This is a genomic window from uncultured Sanguibacteroides sp. (genome assembly GCF_900543425.1).
Lineage (GTDB): Bacteria > Bacteroidota > Bacteroidia > Bacteroidales > Marinifilaceae > Gabonibacter.
Map to the genome: position 1 here is coordinate 1 of NZ_UQRQ01000019.1, position 16361 is coordinate 16361.

Annotated in this window: 9 protein-coding genes; all 9 read left to right on the forward strand. The window is 40.4% G+C overall.

What is annotated here, in order from left to right; all coding sequences use genetic code 11:
• Positions 1-1817: type I restriction enzyme endonuclease domain-containing protein (locus QZR76_RS10610; RefSeq protein WP_294142789.1), on the forward strand; the 1817-nt coding region annotated here is incomplete at its 5' end.
• A gap of 191 nt (positions 1818-2008) precedes the next feature.
• On the forward strand, positions 2009-3880 hold the full coding sequence (locus QZR76_RS10615; protein WP_294142790.1) for a hypothetical protein: 1872 nt from the start codon (positions 2009-2011) through the stop codon (positions 3878-3880).
• A gap of 390 nt (positions 3881-4270) precedes the next feature.
• Positions 4271-5443: a FecR family protein gene (locus QZR76_RS10620; protein ID WP_294142791.1), complete on the forward strand. Its 1173-nt coding sequence runs from the start codon at positions 4271-4273 to the stop codon at positions 5441-5443.
• Positions 5444-5552: 109 nt separating this feature from the next.
• On the forward strand, positions 5553-8963 hold the full coding sequence (locus tag QZR76_RS10625) for a SusC/RagA family TonB-linked outer membrane protein (RefSeq protein ID WP_294142792.1): 3411 nt from the start codon (positions 5553-5555) through the stop codon (positions 8961-8963).
• A gap of 17 nt (positions 8964-8980) precedes the next feature.
• Complete coding sequence (locus QZR76_RS10630; protein WP_294142793.1) at positions 8981-10504, forward strand: RagB/SusD family nutrient uptake outer membrane protein; 1524 nt, start codon at positions 8981-8983, stop codon at positions 10502-10504.
• A 19-nt stretch (positions 10505-10523) separates the two neighbouring features.
• The gene (locus QZR76_RS10635; RefSeq protein ID WP_294142794.1) at positions 10524-11228 is read left to right on the forward strand and encodes a DUF4843 domain-containing protein; all 705 of its coding nucleotides are present in this window, start codon (positions 10524-10526) and stop codon (positions 11226-11228) included.
• A gap of 18 nt (positions 11229-11246) precedes the next feature.
• Positions 11247-12875: a PKD-like family lipoprotein gene (locus tag QZR76_RS10640; RefSeq protein WP_294142795.1), complete on the forward strand. Its 1629-nt coding sequence runs from the start codon at positions 11247-11249 to the stop codon at positions 12873-12875.
• A gap of 131 nt (positions 12876-13006) precedes the next feature.
• The gene (locus QZR76_RS10645) at positions 13007-13927 is read left to right on the forward strand and encodes an ABC transporter ATP-binding protein (RefSeq protein ID WP_294142796.1); all 921 of its coding nucleotides are present in this window, start codon (positions 13007-13009) and stop codon (positions 13925-13927) included.
• 20 nt (positions 13928-13947) lie between these two features.
• Complete coding sequence (locus tag QZR76_RS10650; protein ID WP_294142797.1) at positions 13948-16242, forward strand: Gldg family protein; 2295 nt, start codon at positions 13948-13950, stop codon at positions 16240-16242.
• Positions 16243-16361: the final 119 nt, after the last annotated feature.

A 16361-nucleotide genomic window follows, 5' to 3' on the forward strand; every position in this document is an offset into this window, starting at 1 on the left:
ATACGATGAAGGAGTCGGAGGATGACGGCATCACTGTCCCAATCAAATATGATCCTCGATTAGCTCGTGTATTCCTCAATAAAGAACAGGCAGAGAAAGTAGAAGAGTATTATCGCCTATGTGCAGACGAAGGGGCAACGCCGGAGGATATTGCCAAGAGCAAGGCCGCCATGTCAAGTATGGAGGTGATTATCGGTGATGAAGATGTCCTGCATCGTGTTGCCAAAGACATTATCGAAGATTATAAGCGTCGGACTGAGACAACAGACCGTTTGCAAAAGGCTATGATTACTTGCGCTGACCGCAAAATAGCATTCAGGTTGTATAAAATCATGCGGGAGATGCAGCCTGATTGGTTCGAGAAGAAGAAAGCATTGAACGAACTTGTATTGACAGCAGACGAAAAGAATAAACTGAACGACATCGCATTTGTCAATATGGTCATGACCAGGGATAAAGACGATGAAAAGGAACTTTACAATCTGCTTGGGGACAAGGAATATCGTAAATTTCTTGATACTGAGTTCAAATCGGAAAAATCGAATTTCCATATCTCCATCAATGTGGATATGTGGATTACTGGATTCGATGTGCCTTGCCTTACGATGCTTTATAACGACAAACCGTTATCGAAACATACGCTCATTCAGACTATTTCACGTGTAAACCGTAAATTCGGCACAAAAGAGTGTGGCTTTATCATCGACTACATAGGTATCCGCGAAGAGATGAAAAAGGCCATGAAAAAATATGGTGGTGAAGTCGGACCTCAGGAAGATTTGGAAGTTGCACGTGAAGTATTGCAGAACGAATTGCAACTTTTGCAAGAGCGATTATCTGGGTTGGTATTTGACCGTTTTTTCGGGAACAATGACCTTGCCCGACTTCAGTTCATTCAGGAAGCGGCTGAATATGTCCTTGCCAACAGCATAGAACGAAAAGGAGAGATTTCCTTCCTCAAACTTTTCAAGGAACATGTTAAACGGCTGCGCTCTGCTTATAATATCTGTAACCCAGCCGGTATTCTGACAGACGAAGAAGTAACATGGAGTCAATGCTTTATGGGTATCTGCTCATACGTGAACAAAATGACCACCACAGAGCACGATACGGAGAACATGAACAGGCACGTGGAACAGATGGTTCAGGAAGCGATTCTTGCAAGTGGTGTAGAACGAGTAATGAATGAAGGTGTTGAAGAAAACGTATTCAGCGACTCATTTGCCAAAGAGGTCGATGAAATAAAAATGCCATTCACCAAGTTCCAGATTCTTTGTAAACTTGTCGCTAAAGCCATCAGAGCATACAGCCGGACAAACAAGATTCAGGCTGAACATTTCCAGAAAATGCTTGAAGATACGATAGATGCCTATAATACACGTGATAAGCTGACATTTACCAACGAAGTGACACAGAACGTAGTGAATGATGTATATGACATCGTTTCATACAAAATCAACGGACTTTCGAACAAGTTAATGAATATTCTGAAAGAACTAAAAGCTGACAGCGAGAAATTCAAGGTTTTGGGTATCACTTTCGAAGAGAAAGCATTTTTTGATGTCCTTGTAGAAGTTCGTGACAAGCATAACTTTGAGTATGCGGATGATCGTTGTATAGAATTGGCTAAGAAAATCAAAACTCTAATAGATGATACCGCCATCTATGCAGATTGGTTGAATAATGACAACCTAAAAAGCAAACTCGCCAGCCAGCTTACTTACCTTCTCTACAAAGAGGGCTACCCGCCCCAGTGGGACGAGGAAGTCTTTCAGAAAGTTTTAGAGCAGGTAGAAAATTATAAGAAACATGAATAAATAGTGTTGTTAATAAAAATAATTATGCAACCAATATACATAGATTTACATATACATACTTCGGAGGATGCAAATCATCTGAATGAAAACTACGATATAGCAGAACTAGTTAGTCAAATAAAGAAACTAAATGGCGACAGTCCGTTTATGATTTCATTAAAGATCACAATACCATTAATAAATCAGTCTATTTGAAGGCCAAGAATTTGGGGATTAACTTAATTATTGGTATAGAATTACACATCCAAAATCGTGCTGAGGCAAAATCGTACCATTGTCATATATATTTTAACGCCCCTATAGAAGAGGCTGTAATAGATTCACTAAACGAGATTCTGGATGAGCTATATCCTAATAAATTGCCTAACAGGAATGATTCTAATACACCAGATATCCAAAAAGTTATCAATAGTTTTGATAGTTTCGATTTTATCTTATTGCCACATGGCTCACAAAAACATGGAGCATTTAATTATAGCATCAATGATGGTGAAAATTTAGATAATGCCATCAATAGAAGTATATATTATAATCAATTCGATGGTTTTACGTCAAGAAGCACCAAAGGGCTGGAAGCAACTCATCGGTATTTTGAACGACTAGGAATATCAGAATTCATTAATCTTGTGACTTGCTCGGACAACTATTCTCCCAATATATATCCTCGTTCGCATAGCGGCAATGATGATGATTTCATTCCAACGTGGATGTTTGCGCAACCAACATTTGATGGATTACGACTTTCGCTTTCTGAAAGTACAAGACTTGTGGCTAGTCACGAGAAACCAATAAGACGAAGTGATTATATTGGGCATGTGGAGCTACAGAATGAACATATAGACGTGAATGTAAACTTAACCGAAGGTCTGAATGTCGTAATTGGCGGATCTTCATCTGGAAAAACTTTATTTGTGGATTCGTTGTATAGAAATATTCATCAGGATTTTGAGGGTTCAAAGTATATAGAGCGTTATGGTGTAGAGAATATGATTGTAGAGAATACAAGCGGAATGACCCCATATTATATATCTCAAAACTTCATAGCAGAAAATATCTCGGATAATAACGAAAAAAGCATTGATAAAATAGAAATATTAAGGAACATTTTTCCTGCAGACGATGAAATTAATCGTAGCATTACAACGGGGCTAAATAAATTGCATGAGGTAATTAGTGAAATGTTGCAGTACGTGGAGAAAATAGAGGACTGCGAGCGAACCTTGAATGCGTTGCCTAACCCAGGACAGTTAATTGTTACTGGTGTAGTGAAGAAAAATGTATTGAATATATTGATGCCAACGGCTGAAGAAGAAAGTGTCGTTAAGTATCCCTCAAATCAATATAAAATCGATTTAGAAGCAATAGAGACTATCAGAACTTTTTTAGAGAATAATCCTTTGGTTGAGGATGCAAATGAAGAGATTAACTCTATAAAAATGAAACTTGCTTTAGCGGCAAAAGCTTATACTGTGTTTGATGATGTGTCTATGGTCGTAAAAGAACATAAACGAGTTGTAGACAGAATACTTAAAGATGAACTTGGACAGCAGCAATCCCGCATCACAAACAAGGATAGTTTGCTTAAAACAGTAGGTGAATATATAAAAGCTCTTACGGGCTTTAATCATTGTAAACAAGAATTGATTAAAACAAAATACTCTTTTCAGACTAGAGAGATAGAAGCAAGAGGACATAAATTGTCTGTGATTAACAATTTTAGTTTTAATGAGAAAGTGTTAGTAGATGCATTGAAATACTGTTTAAAGTCTAATATCAATACTATTACAGATGTTACACCATGGAATTTGATGAGTCGCTATTTCAAGAAAAATCCAAATGTCGAATCATACAACGATATGACTCAAAAAGTATATACGAAATTAATGGAGTTAAACACACGTTCATATAAGATTGTGACGAAAGACGGAAAAGATTTTAACAGTTTGAGCCCAGGATGGAAAACGGCAATTTTGTTAGACTTAATACTAGGATATGAACAAGATACTGCGCCCATTATTATTGACCAGCCAGAGATGAGTCTGACGACAGAAAGGGCGGTCTAAAAAGATTTGATGCCGGATTAAGTTTTGGAGTTGGAGTTTCCATTAAAAAATTTTATGTAGGTCTAAATTATGATCTGGGATTGGCAAATATTGCCGACAAAGATCAATGGAAAGATTACAAAATTAAAAACCGCAATTTTTCAATCGGAGTTGGTTATAATTTTTAACCCTTCTCCTGCTCTTTTCCCTCGAATTTAGAAATAGAATATTAAAGAGGCTGTCTTTTCAACAGAACAGCCTCTTTTTATTTGAAGATTCCTCTTCATATATTTCTATTATACCTTAAAAAAACAACAGGGAATAATAAGTTTATTTTTTATAAAAAAAATTCTACAAGCTTGTCACCCATTTTAGGGAGGTTGTTGTGTTATTGACAAAATAAAAAAAATAATGAATTACAACGATCAAGACATAGAATTTGCCTACCGCATCTTAAACCATAGGAAGGAGTTACGTGAAGAAGAGGTTATTAACTGGTTGAAAAATCCGGAACACACAAAACTATTAGACGAAATAGCGGCAATTCGACAATCGCTTTCTTCTCAAAACGTTGAAAAAATAAAAGAAGAGGTATATTCACACCTTCGACAATCCATACAAAAACAAAAAAATCGCTATTTAACGATTCGATGGTCCGTAGCCGCATCCGTTCTGCTCGTCATCGGTTTATTCGCGAGTCAAATCATTAATCATCTAAAAGAAAAAGAATCTGTTGCAGCACGGACTTCGATTGCCGCAATCACTCCCGGTGAGGTAAAAGCTCAATTGATCCTGTCCGACGGAAAGGTGGCCAAACTAAAATCGACCAACCAACGGGTAGACGCTCCTCTTGTACAAGGAATCAAAAATGATTCTTTATTAGGATTAAGCTATAGACAGGTTCAAATCAATGATATGAATCTAATCGAAACGGAAATACAGAACACATTAGTAGTACCGACGGGTGGATTCTACCCGCTCGAACTATCCGACGGAACCCGGGTATGGCTGAATTCTGAATCGGAACTACGTTTCCCGGTCAAATTCCTATCCGATAAACGAGAAGTTACCTTAAAAGGAGAAGCTTACTTCACGGTGAAAAAAGACAGTACAAAACCGTTTATCGTACACGTAAAGGATGCATCCGTCGAAGTGTTGGGAACCACGTTCAATATAAACACATATGGCGATGATGAAAATATATACACCACTCTTGTTAACGGTTCCGTGAAGTTCATTTCTGAAAAAAACAAACAGGAAGTCATTTTGAAACCGGGAATGCAAAGCGTAATGAATACAAGAACCGGAAATACAGGCGTAAGGCAAGTAAATGTTCAAGATTATATCTCCTGGAAAGAGGGACGTTTCGTATTTCATTCCATGACGTTAGAGTCCATCATGCAACAACTCAGACGTTGGTATGATATCGAAATCTTCTATCAAAATCCGGAAATAAAACAATATGAATTCAGGGGCGTGATCAATAGAGACATGGATTTGAATAAAGTTTTAAACATTATATCAGAAACTACTAATATAACATTTAACATTAATAACCGGACAATAACCATTTCAAAACGATAAAGAAAGATTACTTATTTTTTTACTAAAGGAAGAAAAACGAGGATTGCCGTGAACAACCCTCGCTTATCCTCCTAAGAGAATTCTAGTATTAATTTTCAACTACAAAGTTATGAAAAAAAAACGAAGTTGGTGCTTTTTATGCACGCGTGAAAAAATCTTTAACTTATTACGAGTAATGAAAATCGTGATTTTTATACTGCTGGTAGGCTTGGCTCACGTTTCAGCCGAAGTTAAAAGCCAGAATTCTTTAATTAATCTCAAATTAAAGAATGTTTCCATAGAAAAAGCTGTCCAAGAACTGGAGAAGCAATTAAAACAGGATTTCTTTTTTAGCAAACAAGAGATCGATGTAAATAAAAAAATCACGATTAATTTAACGCAAGCAACTCTGGAAGAGGCCGTACGAATTGTTTTTGGGAAACAATTCAAATTCAGAATAGTCGATAACGTCATTGTTATCTCTCCTGTTAAAAATATACCGGATGAGATTAAAAAGATGGTCATTAAAGGAAAGATTCTGGATAAAGACTCTATTGCCATTCCCGGTGCGACAATTCGTCTAAAAGGTACGACCATAGGAGTGGCTACCGACCGGGAAGGTAAATTTTCTTTTTCCATACCGGAAACAAAAGATCCTGTCTTGATATTTTCTTTTATCGGAATGAAGACCAAAGAGATCAAATACACGAAAGAAGAATTTCTGATCGTTATCATGATAGAAGAAACCACCTCCTTAAATGATGTTGTGGTAACCGGATACGCCAATATTAAAAAGGAAAGTTTCACGGGAGCTTCCACCAGGGTCAGTAAAGAAGATCTATTGAAGGTATCCAGCCAAAACGTGATGAAAGCATTGCAGGTCTTCGATCCCTCTTTCAAATTAATTCAGAACAACGTCATGGGTTCCGACCCGAATACGATGCCCGAGTATTATATCCGGGGGCGTTCCGGTACATCGGAATTAAAAGAGTTGGATAAGCTAACTGCCGACGACGTATCTCAATTCGCCTTAACAAACAATCCGAGTGCCCCTATCTTTATATTGGACGGATTCGAAGTGGATATGGCCAAAGTATATGATATGGATATCAATCGGATCGAGAGTGTCACCATCTTAAAAGATGCAGCAGCAACTGCTGTTTACGGTTCACGGGCCGCAAACGGTGTAATCGTTATTGAAACCTCTGCTCCGGAACCCGGAGAGATCCGAATCAGTTACGCCGGGACATTAGCCGTTTCCGCTCCGGATCTAAGCAGTTACCATCTGTTAAATGCCGCAGAAGCATTGGAAGCTGAATATCAAGCCGGATTATACACCGGAACCAACGCAAGTTCCATTGCTGCCGGAATCATCAATTACGACGAACAATACAACAACATCCTTCGCGGTATCGATACGGATTGGATTTCCAAACCTTTACAAACAGAAGTAAATCATAAACATTTCCTTTACATAGACGGAGGTTCCCAGGAACTTCGTTGGGGATTGGAGTTAAACTATCAACACAACGGAGGTGTAATGAAAAAATCATTCCGGGATGTATATGGAGCCGCAATCACCGTCGATTACAGATGGAAATCTTTACAGATTAAAAACCAAACTTCATTAAGTATTATGTCTTCTGAAAATTCTCCTTACGGTTCATTTAGCGATTACGTGAGGATGAAACCCTACCTCTCTCCCTATGATCCGGAAACAGGAAACCCTTATAAAAAATTTGAAATTTACAGAACTTCTGTTCCGCCTAACGGATCAACGCGCATTAATAATCCTTTGTATGAAGCCTCTTTACAAAGTTTCAATAAAACCAAATACAAAGAGTTTACCGACAACTTAAGTATCAGCTGGTACATTAATAATTACTGGTTATTAAAAGGAACTTTTAGTGCTTCTTTCAAATTACAGGATGAAGACGAATACAAGGACCCGGCTTCAGGAGACTTCTACCAAAGCGAAAACGATTTAAAAGGAAAATACACAGATCGTGAAATTCGCACGAGCAAATGGAATGCCAACGGTTTACTATCTTACAATCAGCAACTGGGAAGACATAATTTAAACTTCTCTTTAGGATTGGAAGCATCGGAAACGAAACAAGAAGCCACTTATGCTTACTATCAGGGATTCCCGTTCGGAAGCGTTCCTTCCCCCAGTAGTGCCGTAGACGTGAGCTCCAAACCTACCTATAAAGATAGTTACAGCCGTCGTTTCGGTACTTACCTGCAATTCAACTACAGTTTTAGTGATATTTATCTATTCGACGTTTCCGGTCGTTTGGACGGATCCTCTGCCTTCGGTAGCAAAAAGAAAACAGGTACGTTCTGGTCTTTCGGTACCGGAATAAATATTCACAATTACGAGTTCATGAAAAACGTCGGTTTCTTGAATCAATTCAAGCTTAGGGCAACTTACGGACAAACCGGAAAAGCTAATTTCAATCCTTATCAGGCCAGAACAACTTATGAAGTTCTATACGACGTGGATTATGCCAATATCAGGGGGATGAAACTAAAAGCTCTCGGTAATGAAAACCTGAAATGGGAAAAAGTAAGAACCTGGAATGCCGGTACGGAAATCGCCGTATTAAATAACGCCCTGACCCTGAAAGTAGATTATTATCATGCTAAAACACTCGATCAGGTTGAAGATGTCACCATACCCTCTTCTTCCGGTTTTATTTCTTACAAAAGTAATGTAGGAGAAATCCTAAACGAGGGGGTCGATATCGATATCAATATCAGGGCACTTGAAAACAAGGACTGGAGTATCTATCTTTTCGGTAATGCCAACCACAACAAAAATACCATTACCAAAATCGGCCAAGCATTAGAAAACTATAACAAACGAATCGATGAACACTTCAATAGTTATGGTTCCACAAGTACGAGCTCGGATGTTGCCACTCCCTTCATGAAATACGAGGTAGGTAACTCGCTTTCTGCTATCTACGGTATGAAATCTTTGGGTATCGACCCCGCACGCGGCGATGAACTCTACGTGAAAAGAGACGGAACCACCACGCACGTGTGGAAATCCGAAGAACAACAAAACCTGGGAGATTCCGATCCCAAAATATCGGGTTCCTTCGGTCTCAATGTTCGTTGGAAAAACTTCACCCTCTATACAACCTTTATGTATCGTTGGGGAGGACAAGCCTATAACCAAACCTTACAGGCTATTGAAAACGTTGATTTGAAATCGTATAGCGGAGACCGTCGTATCTTGACCGATCGTTGGAAAGAGATCGGAGACGTAACCCCGTTAAAGGATATCAAAGACCAAACTTACGTTACCCGTCCTACTTCCCGGTTCGTACAAGACGACAATACATTAACATTCAACTCCTTAACCGTAGGATACGATTTCGACAAAGCATTAGTAAATCGTTGGGGACTCAGTACGTTAAGATTACAGTTCAACATGGAAGATATCGCAACCATCTCCTCCATTAAGCAGGAAAGAGGAACGAGCTATCCTTTTGCACGTACGTTCAATTTTAGCATGAATATCAGTTTCTAATATTTAACCACATCAATATGAAAAGAATAAAAATCATAGCACTGTTTCTCACGTTATCGACCGGAATCTTGGTCAGTTCATGTGACAAATGGTTAGATGTCCTTTCGAATGAAGAGATACTTGAGGAAGATGCTTTTGCCACAACGAAAGGATTTCGGACAGCCTTAATCGGAGCTTATCAAATCGCAGCTTCCGATCCTTTATGGGGACAGGAATTAACCTGGGGAATGATGAGTGTTTTGGGCAGAAATTATACCGCCAGTTCTCTTCCTACCAAATACAAATACGCGATGGACAATACAAACTTTGAAAGTTCTTATACCAAAGATGCCATTGCCAGTATTTGGGAAACCGGTTATAATGTTATCGCAAACTGCAACAATATCATCAAAAACGTCGAAACGACCGACAAGCCTTTCGAATACACGTGGGAAAAAGGTATGATATTGGCAGAAGCAAAAGCATTGCGCGCATTGATGCACTTCGAACTTTTACGCCTTTTTGCTCCGGCACCCATCTTGGGAAACACGGATAAGGCTATTCCTTACGTTACTACCTATCCTAACATTTCTCCCGAATACAAATCAACTTCAGAGATCATTAAAAATGTGATCGAAGATTTGAAATACGCCCGAGACATTCTCAAACCCATCGATGTGGATATACTTTGGGGTGAAAGTATCATGTCTTATTTCAGTACGATGTTGTTTTACGGTATCCAAAACTTACAGGACGACGGGCAACGCAGTAACGGAAATGCAGCCGGATTCTTTGCTTACCGGGGATTTAGGTTGAATTACTGGGGAGTAACCGGTCTATTGGCCCGGGTATATTCCTACAATAGAGAAAATGACAAAGCCATGCCGTATGTCAATGAAATCATTGAGGACTGGATCGACTCAGGTGTCGGGTTCGAATTTGCCTGGGATCAAAAGCCCAATAACAATCCGAATTTAATTGACGGTAAAAGATGCCCGGAAGGGTTAATATGCCTATGGAATACAAAAGTTGCGGAAAATTATAGCAAGGTTGCCGGAACAAATTATTTCAAAATGACAAAATTAAACGATTTGTTCGGTGCGGATGATATTAAAGAAGATTATCGTTATACAGCCTTCTATAACGCATCAACATCTCGTTATCGCGTATGGGATCCTTCTAACTCTTCTTATTCAACAGATAATTACATCGAACAGGTTCGAGTTATTTTACCGGTATTGGAAATTCCCGAAATCTATTACATCAAAGCAGAATACCTGGCCGAACAAGGAAAAATCGGAGAGGCTATCAATGCCTTAAAAGTGGTAAAGGATAACCGTAACATCACCACTCCCATTCCCAGCACGGTAAACGACTACAACTCCTTTATGGAAGTTCTGGTCAATGATTTGAGCCGGGATTTCCTGACCCGGGGACAAACCTGGTACTATTTGAAAAAATTAAACTGGAAAAAGATGTATAACGGAACCAATATTCCTTGGGACGTACCCGATTCCTGGTTTGTATTACCTCTCCCGGATAGTGAAACATCTTATTATTAATGTTATAAAGTAAAAACATATGAAAAATATATATTTACTGGTAATAAGTATAGTAGGTCTATTGACCAGTTGCGAACGGGAAGGTATTCCCACCTACAACGATTTGACCTCAAACAGATATCTCTATCTGTATCGGGCCGAGACCGATTCCACAGAGACCTCCTTCTTCTTCTATCCCGGAGAGACAACCATCGAATTTCCAATTAGTGTAAGGTGTACAGGAAGAGGAGATCAAGATCAAACGTATAAAATTGCAGTAGTAGACGAATATACCACGGCCCCGGCAGAAACCTATGAAATCCCGGAAAATCCGGTTATGAGAGCCGGAAGAGATATGGATACCTGTTATATCAAATTGAAATACAATCCCATTTTAGACACGCAAAAAGTCCGTTTAGTGGTTGAAATAAAGGATTCCGAGAATTTCTTAGCCGGAAGAACCGAGTATAGAGTAGCCATCATCTGGTTCCACAACATCATCGCACAACCCAAATGGTGGAATTCCAATGTCATCAACTACTATTTAGGCAAATATTCCGATGAAAAATATCAATTATTTTTAGACGTGATAAAAGTAGACTTGACAAATGCAACGGACAGTGAACTCCGGAATTATTCACTTCTATTCAAAAAATACCTGAATGATGAAAAGGAGGCCGGAAGAACGGTATATGAAAAAGACGGTTCGGAAATGGAAGTAGCAGTTCTCGGAAATTTGATCTAATACTAAAAAATGATGTTTATGAAAAAAATAATATATTATTTAGGTGCGTTTTTAGTCTTTTGGGGACTATTTACAGGATGCTATGATGATAAATCGAAAACGGCCCGGATTCCTATGCCCAAGATTTCAATCATAGGAGATGAAGCTCTATCCGGAGACAGGAGCAACAGAATAGCTTATGTAGGAGAAGAGTGTGAGCTGGATTGTAAAGTAAACTGGGGAGCGGAAGATTCCACTCAATACGATTTTAAATGGACTTACAACGGAGAAGAGATCTCTAACGAAAGAGTATGTCGTTATACTTTTAATGAATCCGGAAGTACCTATGTTACCTTCCAGGTGATACAAAGATCCACGGGGCTTAGCTGGGGAGCTTCTCTTTCCGTAACGGTCAGTGCCAAATATCTTTTAGGATGGCTTATTCTTTCCGACAAAGACGGACGTTCCGCTTTGGATTTCATCCATATTGACACCTATGAACTATACCCGGATATTTATAAAACCTTACATCCAGATAAACCTCTTGGCTCCAATCCATTCCGGTTGGAACAACACTTTACTTCGGCCTATGACGAAATATTGGTTATGCAGAGAGGAGAACCCGGATTAGTAGAATTGGACGGAAGAAATTTCAGTCAGGTCATTCAAACGAAAGACGAGTTTATCGGTGAAAAATACCCCTATGAAGGTTTTGACCCTATTCAAGTATGTTATGCCAACGGAACGGTTAGTGGCGTCGAATTGTTATTGACCGCCAAAGGAGAGGTATATGCCCGTATGAACAAGACCGTAACCAGTCAATTCCAAACGGCTCAATATCCCACGATCCCTCTTGAATACCCCGGAGGTATGGAGATTACCATGTTTACGTTCCCCAAGCCGACTTATTATCAACTTATGTTCGATAATAAAAACAAAAGATGGTTAGCCATATACAAATCTTCCAGCAACGATAAGATGTTACCTTTGTTAGTTAAAAACTACGACGAAGAAGAGTTTCCGGACTATTTCGACTTCTGTAACGGAATGGATCAAAAAATGGAGTTAGTATATGCTCAGACCTGTGACGAATGGGGAGGCGACTGTTATCTCGTAAATATTTTAAAAGACACGGAAACCGGAAAATATTATTTCCAGAAGTGTTATTTAACCTGGGATTCCTCCACCAACACGATAAAAGTCTCTCAACCCGTACAAAAAGAATTTGCTGCCGGTTATAATCTTACGGAAGATTCTCAATTCTGGATGTTACGAGGACAAAACACCTATTTCCAAGATAGCCCTCACGTATTCTTCACCGTAGGCAAGAAGGTCTATTTCTACCGGGAACAAAACGACAAATACTATTTGTATAAAGATTGTAGCTTAGGAGAAAATCCTCCCACGGGAAAGATTGTTTCCATTCATACCAATGCTGTCGTCTCCGAAATGGGTATTGCCTTTAGTGACGGTCATTTCTACATTTGTGACTTAGATCCGGAAGAGGTAGTCAACGCTATCGCCCGCGGAAATGTCGATCCTTCTGATCCTGCAACAAACGCAAAATTGGAAATCAAACACTATTCAGGATTAGGAAATATTGTTCACTCTATCTTTAAATATGGTAGGTTCTCTAATTGGTCCTCTGCAGAAGACAGATATAGATAAAAATAAACCAAAATCATTCACGAGGCCGTTTGAACACGGCCTCGTGAATACCCAAATCACGTATTTATAAATTATCGTATATCATATATTGTGTATGATAGGGATGTTGTGTTATGTAATCAAAAAAAATTATGGAAGAAACAATTGTAAAAGTGGAAAATCTATCCCACCGCTATAGTGTTCAGTGGGCCATACGGGATATCAATTTCGAGATTCCCCGTAACGGGATATACGGCCTTTTGGGATCTAACGGGGCAGGTAAATCAACCACGATGAACATCATGTGCGGGGTATTGAAACCGACCCAGGGAAGTATTTATATCAAGGGAATCGACCTGAGAAAGTCACCGGTAGAGGCCAAACGTCATATCGGTTTCCTACCGCAAAAACCGCCCTTGCATATGGACCTGACGGTAGAAGAATACCTGGTTCATTGTGCCAATTTACGCTGGCTCAGGGGCAAAGAGGTGGATAATGCCGTGAAGGAGGTAATGAATAAATGCGGGATCTCCCATTTCAACAAACGCCTGATCCGTAACCTCTCCGGAGGATACCAGCAACGGGTGGGAATAGCGCAAGCCATCGTTCATAATCCGGATTTCGTGGTACTCGACGAGCCGACGAATGGCTTGGACCCGAACCAGATCGTGGAGATACGCCACCTGATAAAAGAGATTGCCGAGGAACGCACGGTGGTATTGTCCACCCATATCCTCTCGGAAGTACAGGCGACCTGTGATTACATCCGTATGATCGAGCAGGGAAACCTTGTCTTTGCCGGAACGGTGGATGAATTCGATAATTATATCATTCCGAACACTTTACTGGTCAACATGGCCGCAGCTCCTCCTACCGATGAGTTACGTTCCATCCAAGGCGTGTTAGGCGTAGAAGAATTGGGAGGTACAAAATTCCGAGTGCAATTCGGAGAGGCTCAAGATGTTTGCGAGCGCATCGTTGAAACCAGCGTAGCCAGAGGATGGCGCCTCACGGAGATCAATATAGAAAAAAGCTCTCTCGACGCTGTTTTCGCCGAGTTATCCAAAAAATAATAACCTGTAAAATTGATATTATGAGAATGATATATAAAATAGCCCGAACGGAATTACAAACTCTGTTTTATTCTCCTGTGGCCTGGTTGATCATCGTGATTTTCACATTTCAGACAGCCATGGCTTTTTCGGATGTATTTAGCGGTTTCGTGAGAAACCAGGAATTGGGATATACCCTACGTGACGTCACCATGAGAACCTATGCCGGAATGTGGGGACTTTTTACCAACGTACAACAATATCTATACTTTTATATACCCCTGTTAACCATGGGATTGATGAGCCGGGAATTAGGAAGCGGATCTATCAAATTACTCTACTCCTCTCCCGTCACCAATACCCAGATCATCTTGGGAAAATTCTTCTCTATGATGATCTACGGACTCGTGCTTGCGTTCATCCTCTTTGTTTTTGTTATTTATGGAGCATGCACGATCAAATCGTTTGATTTCGTCGCTACATTATCCGGTTTACTCGGCCTTTACCTTTTGATTTGCGCTTACGCGGCGATCGGTCTGTTTATGTCCAGTCTAACATCCTATCAGGTTGTTGCCGCCATGGGTACTTTGGCTATTTTAGCCGTATTGAACTTCATCGGGGGAATGTGGCAGGACATCGCTTTTGTACGGGATATCACGTACTGGCTCTCCATCCGGGGACGAGCCTCGGAATTTATCAACGGACTGATCTGCAGCGAAGATGTTTTGTATTTCCTGATCGTTATCGCCCTTTTCCTGACTCTTTCCATCATTCGCTTACAGGGAGTCAGACAGAAAAGTGCTTGGACGATCTCTTTCGGAAAATACATCGGAGTCGTTTTTATTGCCATATCCCTCGGATACCTGAGTTCTCGCCCGCATTTAATGGGTTTCTATGATGCCACGCGTACCAAAGCCCGAACGTTAACCCTCAACAGCCAAGAAATCGTAAACAAGATGGAGGGCGGTTTAACCATCACCACCTATACCAACATCTTGGATAATTACTATACATTAGCTTTACCGCGTAGTATAAACCGGGATCTGGACCGATTTAAACAGTACACCCGTTTCAAACCGGAGATTAAGATGAAATACGTCTATTACTACGATAAGGCCGAAAACCCTCAACTGGATAAGCGCTATCCGGGGCTTTCCGACCGGGAAAGGATGATAAAGATATGCAATTCATGGAACTTAGACTCGAACCTGTTCATTACCCCGGAAGCCGTCCGTCAATTGGAAGACCTTACCCCGGAAAAAAATCGCTTCGTGAGGGTACTGGAGAGAGAGAACGGACAAAAAACCTTCTTGCGCGTATTCGATGATATGTATGTACATCCTTTCGAATCCGAAATTTCAGCCGCCTTTAAGCGCCTGGTAATGGAACTACCGAAAGTCGGTTTCGTAAAGGGACACGGGGAAAGAGATTGTATCAAGGAAGGAGATCGCGATTACAACCGTTTTGCACAAGACAGGCCTTTCCGTTACTCCTTGATCAACCAAGGGTTCGACTTCCTGGAAGTAACCCTGAATAGGGAGATACCGGAAAACGTCGATATTCTGGTCATTGCCGACATGCGTGAACCGCTTACCCCGGAAGAAAACCAACATTTAAATGCTTATATCGAACGGGGAGGCAATCTGTTGATTGCCGGAGAACCCAAACGGCAAGAGGTAATGAATCCGCTCGTGGAACGATTCGGCGTGCAATTCATGCCGGGACGCCTGGTTCGACCGACTGAAAATTTCCAGGCAGATTTTATCATCGCTACGCCCACGAAAGAGGCCGGAGAGTTTTCCTATCATTTCAACAATATGATCAAACGAGAATTAGTAGTCACGATGCCAAGCTGTACAGGCTTAGAATACACGGAAAACAAGGGTTTCACGGTTATTCCCCTCTTTAGGAGCGACACGATTAATTGCTGGAACGAAGTAGAAACGACCGATTTCGTGGATGATACGGTTAAATTGAATCCCAAAGCCGGAGAAGTAGAGAAAATCTATACCACAGCTTTAGCTTTATCCCGGAAAGTGGGAGAAAAAGAACAGAAGATCATTATTTTGGGAGATGCCGATTGCCTGAGTAACGGGGAGATCAATATCGGTCGAAAAGGCGTGAGGGCTTCCAACTACTCGCTTATCACCGGATCATTCTTCTGGATGTCAGACGAAGAAGTGCCCATAGACGTACGCCGTCCCAATCCACCGGACAACGCCGTACGCATAGGAGAGTCAGGAATGTATATTTCAAAACTCGGTCTTATGGGACTCTTCCCGATACTGTTGGCTATTGCCGCCATCATCATCTGGATTCGCAGAAGAGGAAGATAAGATCATCATTTTTAAATACAAAGGAAGGGGACTTTATTCTCCCCTTCCCGATTTTTTTCAAAAAGATAATCAAGAAGGTGTTTTTATCTCCTACAATATATTTCGAGAACTACTGGATA

Coding starts and splice junctions, on each gene's coding strand:
- QZR76_RS10620 (WP_294142791.1), top strand. CDS start 4,271: ATGAATTACAACGATCAAGACATAGAATTTGCCTACCGCATCTTAAAC.
- QZR76_RS10625 (WP_294142792.1), top strand. CDS start 5,553: ATGAAAAAAAAACGAAGTTGGTGCTTTTTATGCACGCGTGAAAAAATC.
- QZR76_RS10630 (WP_294142793.1), top strand. CDS start 8,981: ATGAAAAGAATAAAAATCATAGCACTGTTTCTCACGTTATCGACCGGA.
- QZR76_RS10635 (WP_294142794.1), top strand. CDS start 10,524: ATGAAAAATATATATTTACTGGTAATAAGTATAGTAGGTCTATTGACC.
- QZR76_RS10640 (WP_294142795.1), top strand. CDS start 11,247: ATGAAAAAAATAATATATTATTTAGGTGCGTTTTTAGTCTTTTGGGGA.
- QZR76_RS10645 (WP_294142796.1), top strand. CDS start 13,007: ATGGAAGAAACAATTGTAAAAGTGGAAAATCTATCCCACCGCTATAGT.
- QZR76_RS10650 (WP_294142797.1), top strand. CDS start 13,948: ATGAGAATGATATATAAAATAGCCCGAACGGAATTACAAACTCTGTTT.